This is a genomic window from Streptomyces sp. NPDC088733, from assembly GCF_044751185.1.
Classification (GTDB): Bacteria; Actinomycetota; Actinomycetes; order Streptomycetales; family Streptomycetaceae; genus Actinacidiphila.
Genome location: NZ_JBIVLH010000001.1, coordinates 378,572 through 394,587 on the forward strand (window position 1 = coordinate 378,572; position 16,016 = coordinate 394,587).

At 75.0% G+C, this 16,016-nt stretch carries 12 protein-coding genes; 7 read left to right on the forward strand and 5 right to left on the reverse strand.

The genetic code is table 11. The features are described 5' to 3' along the window. Positions 1 to 3,423, reverse strand: a complete 3,423-nt coding sequence (locus tag ACIP64_RS01705) for a UvrD-helicase domain-containing protein (RefSeq protein ID WP_401580585.1) — start codon at positions 3,421 to 3,423, stop codon at positions 1 to 3. 39 nt (positions 3,424 to 3,462) lie between these two features. Between ACIP64_RS01705 and ACIP64_RS01710 the strand changes: the two genes are divergently transcribed. Continuing rightward, complete coding sequence (locus tag ACIP64_RS01710) at positions 3,463 to 3,627, forward strand: hypothetical protein (protein WP_401580587.1); 165 nt, start codon at positions 3,463 to 3,465, stop codon at positions 3,625 to 3,627. Beyond that, positions 3,624 to 3,842, forward strand: coding sequence for a hypothetical protein (locus ACIP64_RS01715; protein ID WP_401580589.1), 219 nt, complete (start codon positions 3,624 to 3,626; stop codon positions 3,840 to 3,842). Before ACIP64_RS01710 ends, ACIP64_RS01715 begins: the two co-directional genes overlap by 4 nt. 35 nt (positions 3,843 to 3,877) lie before the next feature. Here the strand turns inward: ACIP64_RS01715 and ACIP64_RS01720 are convergent, their stop codons facing one another. Both ACIP64_RS01720 and ACIP64_RS01725 read right to left on the reverse strand, forming a co-directional pair. Beyond that, positions 3,878 to 7,168, reverse strand: a complete 3,291-nt coding sequence (locus tag ACIP64_RS01720) for an ATP-dependent helicase (RefSeq protein ID WP_401580591.1) — start codon at positions 7,166 to 7,168, stop codon at positions 3,878 to 3,880. A gap of 222 nt (positions 7,169 to 7,390) precedes the next feature. Next, positions 7,391 to 7,780 carry an MGMT family protein gene (locus ACIP64_RS01725; protein WP_401580593.1) on the reverse strand — a complete coding sequence of 130 codons (390 nt, stop codon included), beginning with the start codon at positions 7,778 to 7,780 and terminating at the stop codon, positions 7,391 to 7,393. 218 nt (positions 7,781 to 7,998) lie between these two features. Here ACIP64_RS01725 and ACIP64_RS01730 point away from each other — a divergent pair, with 218 nt between their 5' ends. Together ACIP64_RS01730 and ACIP64_RS01735 are read left to right on the forward strand one after the other, a co-directional pair. Then, positions 7,999 to 10,950 (forward strand): YbhN family protein, encoded by a 2,952-nt coding sequence (locus ACIP64_RS01730; protein ID WP_401580595.1) that lies wholly within the window; start codon positions 7,999 to 8,001, stop codon positions 10,948 to 10,950. Positions 10,951 to 11,000: 50 nt separating this feature from the next. Continuing rightward, positions 11,001 to 11,600: an NIPSNAP family protein gene (locus tag ACIP64_RS01735; RefSeq protein WP_401580597.1), complete on the forward strand. Its 600-nt coding sequence runs from the start codon at positions 11,001 to 11,003 to the stop codon at positions 11,598 to 11,600. Positions 11,601 to 11,632: 32 nt separating this feature from the next. Here the strand turns inward: ACIP64_RS01735 and ACIP64_RS01740 are convergent, their stop codons facing one another. Then, a complete protein-coding gene (locus tag ACIP64_RS01740; protein ID WP_401580599.1) occupies positions 11,633 to 12,685 on the reverse strand; it encodes an ATP-dependent DNA ligase in 1,053 nt (350 codons plus the stop codon). 75 nt (positions 12,686 to 12,760) lie between these two features. On the opposite strand from ACIP64_RS01740, the gene ligD reads away from it, so the two are divergent. The 3 genes from ligD to ACIP64_RS01755 all read left to right on the forward strand — a co-directional run bounded on the left by ligD (position 12,761) and on the right by ACIP64_RS01755 (position 15,638). Then, on the forward strand, positions 12,761 to 13,801 hold the full coding sequence (gene ligD / locus ACIP64_RS01745; protein WP_401580601.1) for a non-homologous end-joining DNA ligase: 1,041 nt from the start codon (positions 12,761 to 12,763) through the stop codon (positions 13,799 to 13,801). A 235-nt stretch (positions 13,802 to 14,036) separates the two neighbouring features. Beyond that, entirely contained in the window at positions 14,037 to 15,098 is a 1,062-nt protein-coding gene (locus ACIP64_RS01750; RefSeq protein ID WP_401580602.1) for a phosphotransferase family protein, read from the forward strand. Positions 15,099 to 15,305: 207 nt separating this feature from the next. Next, entirely contained in the window at positions 15,306 to 15,638 is a 333-nt protein-coding gene (locus ACIP64_RS01755; RefSeq protein WP_401580604.1) for a hypothetical protein, read from the forward strand. Between the two features lie 13 nt (positions 15,639 to 15,651). Here ACIP64_RS01755 and ACIP64_RS01760 read toward each other — a convergent pair whose 3' ends face one another. Continuing rightward, positions 15,652 to 15,939 (reverse strand): hypothetical protein, encoded by a 288-nt coding sequence (locus ACIP64_RS01760; protein ID WP_401580606.1) that lies wholly within the window; start codon positions 15,937 to 15,939, stop codon positions 15,652 to 15,654. Positions 15,940 to 16,016: the final 77 nt, after the last annotated feature.

Below are 16,016 nucleotides of genomic sequence, written 5' to 3' on the forward strand. Positions count from 1 at the left end.
CTATCGGGCGGCGGCCCCGGACCCCTCGTCGCCTCCGGGCTCCCCCAGCAGCAGACGCTCCAGCGCCGCCCGGCCGGGCAGCACGGACGGGCGGACCAGTTCGCCGGTGCGGACGTGGAGGAAGGCCGCCGCGATCTCCTCCGGTGGCACGCCGTGCTGCTCGGCCCAGGCGAGCCGGTAGACGGCGAGCTGCAGCGGGTCGGCGGTGCCGGCGCGGCCGGTCTTCCAGTCGACGATCTCGTAGCGGCCGCCCTCGCGGTAGACGGCGTCGATCCGGCCGCGGATCACCCGGCCGGCCAGGCTGAGCTGGAACGGCGCCTCGACCCGGTAGGGCGTGCGGTCGGCGTACGGGGTGCCGAGGAAGGCCTCCTTGAGCGCGGCGAGGTCGTGCTCGTCGGCGATCTCGTCGTCGCCCTCCATGCCCGGCAGGTCCTCGGGGGCGATCAGCGGCAGTTCCTCGAACCGGGACTCCACCCAGGCGTGGAAGCGCGTGCCGCGGCGCGCGCCGGGCCTCGGCGGACGCGGCATCGGGCGGGCGAGCTCGCGGGCGAAACCGTCGGGGTCGGCCGCCAGGCGCAGCAGCTGGGACGCGGTCAGCGTCGGCGGGAGCGGCACGTCGCGCACGGTGGCACGGGCCCGGCGCAACTCGGCGGCGAGGGCGTCCAGGTCGCGGTCCCAGGAGGCGGCCAGCCGCGCCTCCTCCGGCAGCAGCGGCGTGCGGCCGCCGTGCCCGTGCTCGGGTTCCGGCTCGGGTTCGGGTTCGGGCTCCGGTTCCGGCCCGGGCGTGGGCCGCGGCGCGGGGACGGCGGGCCGCTCGGCGGGCCAGTCCTCCCAGTCGCCGGGTTCCTCGTCCTCGACGCCGTACGGCAGCTCCTCGTCGTCGAAGGGCGGCTCCTCCTCCGGGGGCGGCCAGTCGGGATCGGCCGGTGCGGCGCCGGCGGGTGCCTGCCGCAAGGAGGCGTCCAGGTGGTCGAGCACGCGGCGGGCCGCCTCGCGGCGCCGGCCCAGGGCCTGCGGGTCCAGGGGCAGCGGCCAGGCGGGCTCGGTGCCGCGGGTGAGGGCCGGGTTGGTGTCGTCCTCCCCCGGCGGGTCGGCCCAGTGCTCGACCTCGCCGTGGCCGGCCTCGCAGTGGGCGCGCAGCGCGTCCAGGAACGCCGACGGCCCGAAGGGGCGCTTCTGCGAGGGACCCCACCAGTGGCCGGAGCCCAGCAGCAGGGAGCGGGGGCGGGTGAAGGTGACGTAGCCGAGGCGCAGTTCCTCCACGCGGTTGTGCTCGGCCATCGCCGTCCTGAACTCGGCCAGGCCCGCCCGCGACCACTCCTGGACGTCGGGGAGCGTGGCGGCGTCCCCGCGCAGGGCATGCGGCAGCACCTTGGGGTTGGTGTGCCACAACTCCCGGCCGCGTTCGCTCGGGAAGCCCTTGCGCACCAGTCCCGGGACGGCCACGACGTCCCACTCCAGGCCCTTGGACTTGTGGGCGGTGAGCACCTTGACCGTGTTCTCGCCGCCGGGCAGCGAGCTGTCCAGGCCCTTCTCGTACTGGGCGGCGGTGCGCAGGAACGCCAGGAAGGCCTGGAGGGTCGCCTCGCCGTCAAGGGAGGCGAAACCGGCGGCGACGTCCAGGAAGGCGTGCAGCGTCTCGCGGCGCCGCGCGGCCAGGGCGTGCGGCGACGCGGAGAGCTCGACCTCCAGGCCGGTGACGGCCAGCACCCGGTGCAGGACGTCCATCAGCGGGTCGGCCAGGGCGCGGCGCAGTTCCCGTATCTCGGTGGCCAGCCGCGCGAAACGCACCCGGGCCTCGGGGGAGAAGGGCAGGCGGTCCTCGGGTTCCCCGTCGACGAAGGTCTCCAGGGCGTCGGCCAGGGAGACCACCTCGGCCGGATCGACGCCCTGGACAGCGGCCGCCAGCCGGTCGGCGATGTCGCCGCGGCCCGGCACCAGCAGCCGCGCCCGCCGCCCCAGCAGCGCCAGGTCGCGGGCGCCGACGCGCCAGCGCGGCCCGGTCAGCAGCCGTACGAGGGCGGCGTTGGCGGTGGGGTCCTGCAGCACCTCGCAGACCGCGACCAGGTCGGCGACCTCGGGCAGGTCCAGCAGCCCCGACAGGCCCACGACCTCCACGGGCACGTCCCGGGCGACGAGCGCGGCATGGATGTCGGCGAAGTGGCCCGCGGCCCGGCACAGCACGGCGATCTCGCCCGGCGCGGTGCCCGTGCGGACCAGGTGGGCGATGGAGTCGGCGATCCAGTCGATCTCCTGCTCCTGGGTGGGCAGCAGCGCGCAGCGCACGACACCGTCCAGCTCGGCGCCCGGCGCGGGCCGCAGGGCCTCCACGCCCTCGTGGCGTTCGCGCAGTTCGGTGGCGAGCTCATTCGCGAGGTCCAGCAGACGGCCGCCGCTGCGCCGGTTCTCCGACAGGGACTGGCGGCGGGCGGGCGTGCCGTCGGTGTGCGCGAAGTGGCGGGGGAAGTCGTCGAGGTTGGCGACCGAGGCGCCGCGCCAGCCGTAGATGGCCTGGCAGGGGTCGCCGACGGCGGTGACCGGGTGGCCGGTGCCGTCGCCGAACAGGCCGGAGAGCAGGAGCCCTTGGGCGACGGAGGTGTCCTGGTACTCGTCGAGCAGCACCACCGCGTACTGCTCGCGCAGGATCCGGCCGACCTCCGGGCGGGTGCGGGCGAGTGTCGCGGACAGCGCGATCTGGTCGCCGAAGTCGAGCAGGTCGCGCTTCTCCTTCTCCGCCCGGTAGGCCGCCGCGAGACCGGTGAGGTCGGTCCGGGCGCGGGCGGTCTCGGGGAGGCGGCGCAGATCGGCGTTGGTGAGCCGGATGCCGTCGAGTTCGTCGAGCCACGCGCGGTCGTACGCGAGCAGCCGCTCGGGCGGCACCAGGTGCTCCGCGAGCTCGCCCTCCAGGGCCAGCAGGTCGCTGACCAGCCCCGGGATGCCCTTGGTGAGCGCGGGGAAGGGACCGGACGCGGCCCGCAGCACCTTGGCGGCCAGCTGGTAGCGCGTCGCGTCGGCGAGCAGCCGCGCGGTCGGCTCCAGCCCGATGCGCAGCCCGTGCTCCTTCAGCAACTGCCCGGCGAAGGCGTGGTAGGTGGAGATCTGCGGCTCGCCGGGGGCATGGCCGGGGTCGGCCGGGTCCGGGTCGGTGACGCCCGCCCGGACCAGCGCCTTGCGCACGCGCTCGGAGAGCTCCCCCGCCGCCTTGTTGGTGAACGTCAGCCCCAGCACCTGCTCCGGCGCGACCTGCCCTGTGCCGACCAGCCACACCACGCGGGCCGCCATCACCGTCGTCTTGCCCGACCCGGCACCGGCCACGATCACCTGCGGCGCGAGCGGCGCGGTGATGCACGCCAGCTGCTCCGGGGTGAACGGGATGCCCAGCAGCTCCTTGAGCTGCTCGGGGCCGGTGATACGGGACGACACAAAGGGGAGGCTATCGGGCGCCACCGACAGGGGTCCGCCGTGGCCGAGACGCGGGGCTGCCACCCGATCGGGGGCATCGTCGCCGAAGGGCGCGCCACCGCGCCTGCGGCCTCGGGCCCGGTCCCATTGCCCCCCGCGCTCGGCGACCCGGAGATCGACACGGCGGCCGCACTCGTCTCGATGCGCGACGAGGAGCGTTGGTGATCTACCTCGACTCGGCGGCGATAGTGAAGACGGTCCACCAGGAGCAAGGCACCGGGGAATTGGGCAACTGGCTGAACGACCGTCCCGACGAGCCCATGGTGTCGTCGTCACTCGTCGAGGTGGAAGTGCCGGGCGTCTTGCGCCGGTCCGCCCCGCAGGCGCTCGCGGGCGTCCCCGGTGTGCTCGCCAGGCTCACCGGTCACCGAGGCGCCTGACGCGCCGCGGACCGCGGGCCGCGGGCCGCGGCGCGTCATTCCACGACCTGGCGGCCCTCCGGGCGGGCGCTGCAGGCCGCCTTGAAGGCGCAGTTGTCGCAGTGCTGGCCGCTGGAGGGGGTGAAGCGCTCGTCCAGGACGCGGGCGGCGGCGTCGGCGAGCAGGCCGTCGGCCCACTCCCCGGTCAGGGCTTCCTGAGCCTGCACGGTGGGCTGCGCGTCGCCGCCGTCCCTGCGGGCGGCACCCAGGCGCAGTTGCACGAGTTCGGCGCCGCCGGGGGCGGGCCGGGTGTCGTGGAAGAGCCCGTCGACCGCGCCCTCGCGCACGGCGAGCTGGTAGACGGCCAGTTGGGCGTGGCGCTCGACCTCGGCGGCGGTGGGCTTGCTCTTGCCGGTCTTGAAGTCGACGACATAGGCGTTGCCCTCGGCGTCCGTCTCGACCCGGTCCATGCTGCCGCGGATACGGACGGAGACCTCGCCGGTCTCCAGGGTGACGTCGAAGCCGTGCTCGGAGGCGACGGGGAGCCGGCCGCGCTCCATGACGTGCCAGTGCAGGAAGCGTTCCAGTGCGGCGCGCGCGTTCTCCTTCTCCTGCTGCGACTTCCAGGGCGCGTCGAAGGCGAGGGCGTTCCAGACCGAGTCCAGCCGCTCCATCAGGACGTCGAGGTCGGCCGGGGTGCGGCCGGAGGCCACCTCGTCGGCGAGGACGTGCAGGACGTTGCCGAAGCCCTGGGCGGCGGTGGCCGGGGGCTCGGCCTTCACCTCGCGGCCGAGGAACCACTGCAGGGCACAGGTGTTGGCCAGCTGGTCCAGGGCGCTGCCCGACAGCGCCACCGGCTGGTCGCGGTCGCGCAGCGGGACCTCCGAGCGGGTCTGCTCGTACAGCCCCCACCAGCGCTCCGGGTGCGCGGCGGGCACCAGGGGCTGGCCCGCGTCCTCCAGGGCGGCCAGCCGGGCCAGCCGCAGGGCGGCGGCCTCGCGCAGCGCCGGGGAGGCGGCCGGGTCCACGGTGGTGGCGCGCAGTTCGGCCACCAGGGGGGCGACGGCGAGCGGGCGGCGGGCGCGCTGGGTGACGTCGACCGGTTCGACGCCGAGCTCGCGCAGGAAGCGGGAGGGCTGGTCGCCGTCGTCGGCGGCTGCCTTCACGGCGGTGACCACCAGGCGGTCGCGGGCGCGGGTAGCGGCGACGTAGAACAGCCGGCGCTCCTCGGTGAGCAGCGCGCCCGGGGTCAGCGGCTCGGCGAGGCCGTCCCGCCCGATGCGGTCGGCCTCCAGCAGGGAGCCGCGGCGGCGCAGGTCGGGCCAGAGCCCCTCCTGTACGCCCGCGACGACCACGAGCGGCCACTCCAGGCCCTTGGAGCGGTGCGCCGTCATCAGCCGTACGGCGTCGGGGCGGACGGCGCGGCGGGTCAGCACGTCGGCGGCGATGTCCTGGGCGGCCAGTTCCTCCAGGAAGTTCAGCGCGCCGCGGCCGCCGGTGCGCTCCTCGGCCCGCGCCGCGGTGTCGAACAGCGCGCAGACCGCGTCCAGGTCGCGGTCGGCGTTGCGGCCGGCCGCGCCGCCGCGCAGCGCGGCCCGCTCCAGCCGCCCCGGCCACGGGGTGCCGTCCCAGAGCGCCCACAGGGCGTCCTCGGCGGTGCCGCCGTCCGTGAGCAGCTCGCGCGCGGTGCGCAGCAGTCCGCCCAGGCGCTGGGCGCCGCGGGCGAAGGACGGATCGTGTGCGACGAGGCGCTCGGGTTCGGCGAGCGCCTCGGTGATCAGCTCGTCCGACGGCCTGGGCACGGCCACGCCGGCGGCCCGCTCCTCCTCGCGCAGGGCGCGGCCCAGGCGCCGCAGGTCGGCGGCGTCCATGCCGCCCAGCGGGGAGCCGAGCAGGGTCAGGGCGTCCTCGGCGCCCAGCCACGCGGGTGGGGTCTCGGCGGGGACGGCGGCCTGTGCGCACACGCGCAGGGCGAGCAGCAGCGGTGCCACGGCGGGCTCGTCGCGCAGCGGCAGGTCGTCGCCCTCGATGTCGACGGGGACGCCCGCGGAGGTGAGGGAGCGGCGCAGCGAGGGCAGTGAGCGGGAGCCGGCGCGGACCAGGACGGCCATGTCCGACCAGCGCAGGCCGTCCTCCAGGTGCGCGCGGCGCAGGACGTCGGCGATGCCGTCGAGTTCGGCACCGGGCGTGGGGTAGGTGCGGACGGCCAATGCGCCGCCGTCGCGGTCCGGGACCGGTTCGCGGTGGGCGCGTACGGCGGCGGCCGGCAGCCGGGTCAGCGGCATGCGGGCGGTGAGCAGCCGGGTGGCGGCGAGCAGCCGCGCGCCGGAGCGGCGGGCGACCCGGAGGACGCGGACGTCGGCGGGGCGGCCGTCGCGGTGCCGGAAGGCGTCGGGGAAGCCGAGGATGCCGTTCACGTCGGCGCCGCGGAAGGTGTAGACGGACTGGTCGGGGTCGCCGAACGCCACCAGGGTGCGGCCGCCGCCGGCCAGCGCGTGCAGCAGCCGCACCTGGGCGGGGTCGGTGTCCTGGTACTCGTCGACGTACACGGCCTCGTACGCCCCGGCAAGGTGGCGGGCGACCTCGGGCCGGCCCGCGAGGAGCACGGCGCGGTGCACGAGCTCTGCGTAGTCGATGACGCCCTGGAGGTCGAGGACGTCGAGGTACTCGGCGAGGAATCCGGCGGCCGCCGTCCAGTCCGGGCGGCCGGTGCGGCGCGCGAAGGCGGCCAGGGAGCGCGGTCCGAGGCCCAGTTCGCGGGTGCGGGCGAGCACCGCGCGGACCTCGTCGGCGAAACCGCGGGTGGTCAGCGCGGCCCGCAGCTCGTCGGGCCAGCGCACCCGGCCCCGCCCGGCGCGCTCGAGCTCGGGCTCGCCGGAAAGCAGTTCGCGCACGGCGAGGTCCTGCTCGGGGCCGGACAGCAACCGCAGGGGGTCGGCGAAGAGCTCGGGGGCCTGGTGGGCGCGCACCAGGGCGTAGCAGAACGAGTGGAAGGTGGTCGCCACCGGAGCCGCCGCGCCACCCATCCGGGCGGCCATGCGGTCGCGCAGTTCGCCGGCCGCCTTGCGGCTGAAGGTGAGCACGAGGACGCGCTCGGGGTCGGTGCCGCGCCGCACCCGTTCGGCGACGGACTCCACCAGGGTGGTCGTCTTGCCGGTGCCCGGTCCGGCGAGGACGAGCAGCGGTCCGCCGGAGTGCTCAACCACCGCACGCTGCGAGGCGTCCAGTTCAGGGGGCGTCACCCGTTGCGGCGGGGTCCGTAGCAGTCGGTAGCCGCCCGACGGCCCGACCGTCCCCCCGGAGCGCCGCGCGGCGGCGTCCGTCTGCCGAGTGGAGGAGGAGGTCACGTGGTTCGCCGGTTCCGTGTGCGTTCATGTGCTGTTGGTGTGCCGGGCCGGGAGCGGCCGGGTGCCGACGCTACGCCACCGGCCGGCGGCGCCGTGACGCGTCCCGCCCTTCCGGTACCGATGCGGGAGCCGGGGCGCGCCGCCCGCCGTACTCCTTACGGACGGCCGATGGCATCTTCGGCGCCCGGATGGCGGAAGCTGGAGGGTGTGAGCGCGCGCTGTTCAGTCCGTACCGCCGGGGCCGTCGCGGCCGTCGGGGGCCGCCGTCCCGTCCCAGCGGGCCCGGCGCATGTCGAGGCGGGGTATGTGCCCCTTCGCGGCGTGCGGGGCCGGGCGCAGCGGGGTGCCCTCCTCGCGGTAGTGGGCCAGGGCGTCGAGCTCGTGGCCCGGCAGGAGGCCGCCGTCCGAGCGCACCACGCGCCACCACGGAACGGCGCCCCCGTACAGCGCCATCACGCGGCCGACCTGCCGGGGGCCGCCCTCCCCCAGCCACTCGGCGACATCGCCGTAGGTCATGACCTTCCCGTGCGGAATCCGCTCGGTCACGTCCAGGACACGCTCCGCGTAGGCGGGCAGCTCCGGGGCGCCGTCGGCCGTCTCCTCCTCGCTCATACGTCACATCGTGCCCGAGGGCACCGACAGTCGGGGCGGACGGGAGCGCGCGCGGGGGTGCCGATGGCGGCGAATTGCCCCCTCCTGCGCCCATGCGCGGGCGGCTCGTGCCACCATCATCCGGGCGGTGACTGGTGATACGAGATCAAAAAGAGACAGACGGCAAGCACGACGTGAGCGGGAACGAAGCCGCTGGCGCGGTCGGCGCTGCCTCTGACGTGCCTCTGACCAGCGAGAACGCTGCCCCCGCGGCATCCGCGGACACCGACGCGGTCGCCGTCGTCCCGGGCGCGGCGGCCGAGCAGGTCGCCGCCGCCGGCGCGGCCGGCACCCCTGAGGGCCAGGACGACGGGGACCGGCACAAGGAAAAGCCGTCGACCGGTCCCGCTGAGCCCACGGGGCCGGCGGAGCCCGCCCGCAGCGGGCGGGACGGGGAGCCGGCGACCGGGAGCAGCACCGGGAACGAGGCGAAGGTCACACCCCCCGCCGGCTCCCCCGGTACCGGTGACGGCGACGCCTCCTCGGACGCGGGCGCCGACGACGCGCACGCCCCCCACGACTCCCACAACGCCGAGGACTGCCCGCACACCGACCCGGTGGCCCGTGACGAGCCGCTGCTGCCCGCTCGCGTGCACCGGCCCGTCGACCTCATGAGCTTCCTGTTCGGCGTCCTCGGCATCGCACTGGTGCTGGGCATCGCCGGCTTCGCCCACGCGACGACCTCCGGCGTGGAGCAGGACATCGCCCAGGGCGCCACGCACGCGCCCGAGCCGCTGATCACCATCGCCGGGCTGCTGGCGACGGTGGCGGTGCTCATCGTGCCCGTCGCGTTCGCCGTGGAACGGCTGATCAAGCGGGACGGGCTGCGCATCGCCGACGGTGTGCTCGCGGCCGTCCTCGCGCACGGCGTCTCCCTCGCCACCGACCTGTGGGTCTCGGACGCGGCGCCGGTCGCGATCCGGGACGCGCTGACCCGGGACGCGCCGGGCGGCGGTCTGACCGACCCGGTCCACGGCTATCTCGCGCCGGTCATCGCCTACATGACCGCGGTCGGCATGGCGCGCCGCCCGCGCTGGCGGGTGGCGCTGTGGTCGGTGCTGTTCCTGGACTCCTTCGCCGTGCTGATGGGCGGCTACACCACGCCGTTCTCGATCGTCGTCACCGTGCTGATCGGCTGGACGGTGGCCTACGGCACGCTCTACGGCGTCGGCTCGCCCAATGTGCGTCCGACCGGCCAGAACCTGCTGGCGGGCCTGCGCCGGGTCGGTTTCGCGCCACTGACCGCGGTGCGGGCGGAGGACGAGTTCCCGGACTCCCCGGAGTCGGAGCGCGGCCGCCGCTACCTGGTGGCGCTGGAGGACGGCCCGCTGCTGGACGTCACAGTGGTGGACCGCGAGCAGCAGGCGCACGGCTTCTTCTACCGCATGTGGCGCCGGCTCCAGCTGCGCGGCATCACCCAGCGCCGCAGCCTCCAGTCGCTGCGGCAGGCGCTGGAGCAGGAGGCGCTGCTCGCCTACGCCGCCATCTCCGCCGGCGCGAACGCCCCCCGGCTGATCGCCACGTCCGAGCTCGGCCCGGACGCGGTGATGCTGGTCTACGAGCACATGGGCGGCCGCTCGCTGGACGCCCTGTCCGACGCGGAGATCACCGACGGGCTGCTGCGCGGCGCCTGGGAGCAGGTGCGGTCGCTCCAGTCGCGGCGTATCGCGCACCGCAGGCTGGTCGGCGAGTCCTTGCAGGTGGATCGTTCCGGCAGGGTCTTCCTGACCGATCTGCGCGGCGGGGAGATCGCGGCCGGCGACCTCGTGCTCCGCATGGACGTGGCGCAGTTGCTGACCACCCTGGCGCTGCGCGTCGGCCCGGAGCGCTCGGTGGCCTCCGCCGTGGCCGTCCTGGGCCCGGACGCGGTCGCCGACTCGCTGCCCTTGCTGCAGCCCATCGCGCTGAGCCGCACCACCCGCGCGACGCTCAAGCAGCTCGCCCGGGAACGGGCTCAGCGCGAGCGCGAGGCGGTGCTCGCCGCCTCCAAGGCGCGGCGGATGGCCACCGCGGACCCGGGAGCCGAAACCGATCAGGTCAGCGGGTCCAAGGAGACCGCCAAGGAGACCAAGGCGGCGCGGCGGGCCGAGAAGAAGGCCCTGGAGGACGCGCTGGAAGAGGCCCGCGAGGAGGACCTGCTCACGCGTATCCGGCACCAGGTGCTGCTGATCCGTCCGCAGGCCCCGGTGGAGCCGGTGCGGCTGGAGCGGGTGCGGCCGCGCACCCTGGTGAGCATCATCGCCGGCGCCTTCGCCGCGTACTTCCTGCTCTCCCAGATCAGCAGCATCGACCCGGCGACCCTGCTGGCCGAGGCGAACTGGGGCTGGATCATCGTCGCGGTGCTGGCGTCCGCGGCGAGCTACGTCGCGGCGGCGATGGCGCTGTCCGGCTTCGTGCCGGAGAAGCTGTCGTTCCTGAAGACGACGCTGGCCCAGATCGCGGGCTCGTTCGTGAAGCTGGTCGCGCCCGCCGCCATCGGCGGTGTGGCGCTCAACACCCGCTACCTCCAGAAGTCCGGGGTGCGGCCGGGGCTGGCGGTGGCCAGCGTCGGCGCCTCGCAGCTGATCGGCCTCGGCTCGCACATCATGCTGCTGGCGGTCTTCGGCTACATCACCGGCACGGAGAAGACCCCGTCCCTGTCACCGTCCCGGACGGTGATGGCCGGCGTGCTGACCGTCGGAGTGCTCTTCCTGATCGTCACCGCGGTCCCGTCCCTGCGGCGCTTCGCGTCCACGCGGATCAGGGCGCTGTTCGCCGGTGTGGTGCCGCGCATGCTGGACGTCCTCCAGCAGCCGCTGAAGCTCACCACGGGCATCGGCGGCACGCTGCTGCTGACGCTCTTCTTCGTGCTGTGCCTGGACGCCAGCGTCCGGACCTTCCACGGCGAGGTGAACTTCGCGGCGGTCGCCGTGATCTTCCTGGCCGGCAACGCGCTCGGCTCGGCCGCGCCCACCCCCGGCGGTCTCGGGGCGGTCGAGGGCGCGCTGATCGCGGGCCTGACGACCATCGGACGGCTGGACTCGGCGACGGCGACCTCGGCCGTCCTGCTGTTCCGCGTGCTGACCTTCTGGCTGCCGGTGCTGCCGGGCTGGCTGGCGTTCACCCAGCTCACCCGACGGCAGGCGTTGTGAGGCCGGCCCACTGACAGGAGATGTCAGTGGGCCGCCCCTACGGTCCCGCCATGGAGACCTCGCAGATCGTCGAACTGCGCCAGTACACGCTGCACCCGGGCGGACTCGGCACCCTTCTCCCGCTCTTCGAGCGGGAGTTCGTCACCGGCCAGGAGGCCGCGGGCATCCGCGTCGGCGGGCGCTTCCGCGACCTGGACGCCCCGGACCGCTTCGTGTGGATGCGCGCCTTCCCGGACATGGCGGCCAGGACCCGCGCCCTCCAGGCGTTCTACGGCGGCCCTGTCTGGCGGGCGCACCGCGCGGAGGCCAACGCCACCATGGCCGACTCGGACAACGTCCTGCTGCTGCGCGGCCCCGGCTACCGCGTTCCGGACGATGCTGGGCTGGTCGTCGCGACGATCTGCCACCCGGCCGATCCGGCCGGCTTCACGGCCCCGCCGTCCGCCCGCGCGGTGCACCGCACCGAGCACGCCGAGAACGGCTTCCCCGCGCTGCCCGTGCGCACCGGCGAGGACGTCGTCGTGTGGTTCTCCGCCCACGCCGACGCCGACGCCCACCGGGCGGCCCCGTCCGCGCCGCTGCCCGCCGGCGCCCTGCGGCGGCCCTTCCAAGAGCTGCGGCTGGTCCCGGTGCGCGGCCCGCTGGGCTGACCGTGCCCGGGGGGGTCTGCCGTCCGCGAGCGCTAGCCGAGGATGTCCGCCAGGTCGTAGCCCACCGGTTCCTCCAGTTGCGCGTACGTGCAGTCGGCCGGGTCGCGGTCCGGGCGCCAGCGGCGGAACTGGGCGGTGTGCCGGAAGCGGTCGCCCTGCATGTGGTCGTAGGCGACCTCCAGGACGCGTTCGGGGCGCAGCGGGACCCAGGAGAGGTTCTTGCCCGCGCTCCAGCGGCTCTGGGCGCCGGGCATCCGGCCGCCCGGCTCGGCCTCCGCCCACTCGGCCCACGGATGCCCCTCGACACCCGTCATGCGCAGCGGCTCCAGTTCCGCCGCCAGTTCCTCGCGGCGGCGCATCGGGAAGGACGCGCTGACGCCGACGTGCTGGAGCCGCCCCGCGGCGTCGTACAGGCCGAGCAGCAGGGAGCCGACGACGGGGCCGGACTTGTGCCAGCGGAAGCCGGCCAGGACGCAGTCCGCGGTGCGCTCGTGCTTGACCTTGAACATGACGCGTTCGTCCGGGCGGTAGCCGACGTCCGGGGGTTTGGCGACGACGCCGTCCAGCCCGGCGCCCTCGAACTGCTCGAACCACTGCCGGGCCAGGTCGATGTCGGTCGTGGAGGGCGCCACGTGCACCGGCGGCCGCACCGGGCCGAGCGCGTCCACCAGCGCCTGGCGGCGCCAGCTCTGCGGGTCCGTCATCAGCGAGCGGTCGCCGAGCGCCAGCAGGTCGAAGGCGACGAGGGAGGCCGGGGTGCGCTCGGCGAGCTGCCGCACCCGGGAGTCGGCGGGGTGGATGCGCTCCAGCAGCGCGTCGAAGTCCAGCCGGCCGTCCCGGGCGACGACGATCTCCCCGTCGACGACGCAGCGCGCCGGCAGCGCGGCCCGCGCCGCCTCGACGACCTCGGGGAAGTAGCGGGTCAGGGGTTTGCCGGTGCGGCTGCCGATCTCGACCTCGGCACCGTCGCGGAAGACGATGGCACGGAAGCCGTCCCACTTGCCCTCGTAGAGCATGCCGGGCGGGATCGCGGGCGCCGATTTGGCGAGCATCGGCTTCACGGGCGGCATCACCGGGAGGTCCATGCCGCGATTGTCCGCCCGACAGGCGGCGCACGCCCGTCGGGCCTACGGTGTGCGCATGGGAGAGGCGGTGGCGGCATGGGCGAGGCTGTCGAGCTGACCGTCGGCGAGCGGACGGTCCGGCTCTCGAACCCGGGCAAGGTGTACTTCCCCGAATCCGCGTTCACCAAATTGGACCTGGCCCGCTACTACCTCACCGTCGGCGACGGCATCCTGCGCGCGCTGCGCGACCGGCCGACGACCATGGAGCGCTACCCGGACGGCATCGGCGGCGAGTCGTTCTTCCAGAAGCGCGCGCCCAAGAACACGCCCGACTGGATCCCCACCGGCCGCATCCGCTTCCCCTCCGGCCGGTACGCGGACGAGATCTGCCCCACCGAAGCCGCCGCCGTCCTGTGGGCCGCCAACCTCGGCTGCCTCACCTTCCACCCGTGGCCGGTCCGCCGCGGCGACCTCGACCACCCCGACGAGCTGCGCATCGACCTCGACCCGCAGCCCGGCACGGACTTCGCCGACGCCGTCCGGGTCGCCCGCGAGCTGCGCGGGCTGCTGGAGGAGCTGGGCCTGCGCGGCTGGCCCAAGACCTCCGGCGGGCGCGGGGTGCACGTCTTCGTGCCGATCGCGCCGGAGTGGACGTTCACCGGGGTGCGGCGGGCGGCGATCGCCATCGCGCGGGAGATGGAACGCCGGATGCCCGAGCAGGTGACCAGCGCGTGGTGGAAGGAGGAGCGCGGCGAGAAGATCTTCGTGGACTACAACCAGACCGCCCGCGACCGCACCATCGCCTCCGCGTACTCCGTCCGGCCCCGGCCCGGCGCCCCGGTCTCCGCGCCGCTGCGCTGGGACGAGCTGCCCGACGCCCACCCCCGCGACTTCGACCTGGCCAGCATGCCGGTGCGGTACGCCGAGGAGGGCGACGTCCACGCGGACATGGAGGGGCAGGCCTTCCGCCTGGACGCGGTGCTGGAACTGGCCGATCGCGACGAGAGCGACCGCGGGCTCGGGGACATGCCGTACCCGCCGGACCACCCGAAGATGCCGGGCGAGCCGCTGCGCGTGCAGCCGAGCCGGGCCCGCAGCAAGCCCGGTGACGCCACGTCCGACACATCCGGGACCTGACGGCCCTCTTCCCGTCACGGGAACTCTGACGCATCATCAGTCAGCTGCCTGCGCACAACCCGCACGACCCACCGGCGCGCGAACCGGCCCGGCCGGCCGTCGTGCGTCCGACCGGGGAGGGAGTCACCGATCATGCCGCGCGTTGCGCCAGGGACGGCAGGGTCGGCTACGGCATCTTTGAGCTCGGCAGCATCGGCCGCCACACCCCCAGCGGTTCCACCGGCAAGGAGGCCCTGTGACCACGGTGCGCACGACCACCCGTGACCCCGAACTGCTGTGCCGCCGACTCGATCACTGGCTGAACGCCAAGCACCCCGGCGCCCGCTGCCGGAACGTGCGCGTGCCCGCCGCCGTCGGCCCGTCGGGCGAGACCGTCCTGTTCGACCTCGCCGTCCCGCATCCAGCCGGCACCGCCCGGCAGCGGGTCCGGCCCTGCGTACTGCGGCTGGCGGCGGGCCCGGAGGGGCCCGCGGCCATCCCGTCGTACGACATGGCCGCCCAGTACCGAACCCTCCGGACCGTCGCGGCACGGACCCGCGTCCCCGTCCCCGAGCTGCTCTGGCTGGAGCCCGACCCGGAGCCCCTGGGCGCGCCGTTCTTCGTCATGGAGCGGGTCGCCGGGCGCGTCCCGCCGGACGTCATGCCGTACACGTACGGCTCCAACTGGCTCTTCGACGCCACCGAGGAGGAACGGGCACGGCTGGAGCGCGCCACGGTGGACGTGCTCGCGCAGATCCACTCGGTGCCGGCGGAGGGCGGGCTGCGGGAGCACGTCGAGGCGCAACGCGCCCTCTACGCCCGGGTCGTCAAGGGGCGGGCCCCCTCCCCCATGATCGAGCGGGCCTTCGCCCGGCTGGCGGACATCTGGCCCGCCGACCCCGGGCCGTCGGTGCTGAGCTGGGGCGACGCCCGCATCGGCAACATCGTCTACGACGCCGACTTCGCACCCGTGGCCGTACTGGACTGGGAGATGAGCGGCGCCGGGCCCCGCGAACTGGACCTGGCCTGGCTGGTGCACCGGCACCGCTGCTTCCAGGAACTGGCGACCGCCTCCGGCTTCCCCGGCCTGCCCGGCTTCCTGGAGGGCGGCCGGGTCGCCGGGATCTACGCGCAACTGACCGGGCACACCCCCCGCGACCCGGAGTTCCACACCCTGTACGCGGCCCTGCGGCACGCCGTGCTGATGCTGGACGAGGGCTACCGGCAGGTGGCCGCCGGGGAGCGGGAACTGCCGGCCGACCCGGACGACCTCGTCCTGCACCGCGGATCGCTGGAGGCGCTGACCGCGGGCCGCTGACGCGGGCGGGCGCCGCGGCGGCTCGGGCCGTCGCGGCGCCCCGCCGCCACCCGCCATGCCCCTCGCCCCCGCGGCCGTCATCGCCCAGGGCTTCCCCGGCCTCCGCGACGGCGCCAACCCGGGCCTGCACCGGGCGTCGGGCGGGGTAGCCCGGCGCAGGCTCTCGCGGCCCTCGCCGGCCCCACCACGGCTGCCGAGATCACTGCCGTGACGTCTCCGATCGCGCTCAGCAAGACCCTCGGCCACGTGGCCTCGTTGAACGTCGGCAAGGGCCGGCAGATCCAGCAACTCAAGCCGGGCCGGCTCCTGGTCGCCCACGGGCAGCCGCTGGTGTGGCAGGAGCGCCGCACCAAGCAGGAGACCGTGCTCACCGGCCCGTTCACGCTCACGCAGCGCGACAAGAAGCTGCCGCTGAACGGCGGCAGGTTCGCGTTCTACGAACTGACCACGGCCGACGGGAGCCACGAGGTCGCGCTGCCGAAGAAGGACGCCCCGCTGGTCATCGCCGCGACAGGCCGGGCCGCACCTGCCCCTGGGTGACTCGCACCGCCCGTCAGGCAGCCTTCGCCCGGCTGACGACCAGAGCGAACAGGGCCGCCCCGATGGGCACTCCGGCAATCTCGCCCATCGGGAACCCCACAGGGAGCGTGGGACAGAGCCACGACTGCACCGCCAAGCCGACCACGGCCGACACGATCACGGCCAGGAGCGCGAAGGCACATCCCACGCGCCGGCGTGGTGGCTCGGTGAGGTAGAGCCCGAACATCGGCGCGGCGGCGAAGACCCCGACCGCGAGGGTGAGTGCCCTGTCGACACTGTGGCCTTCGAAGCACCACACCACAGCGCGGACGTCACACCCTCAGGCAGCGAGGCCGTGCAGGGTACGACCCGCGACGGAGACGGCCGCGCGCCAGGTTC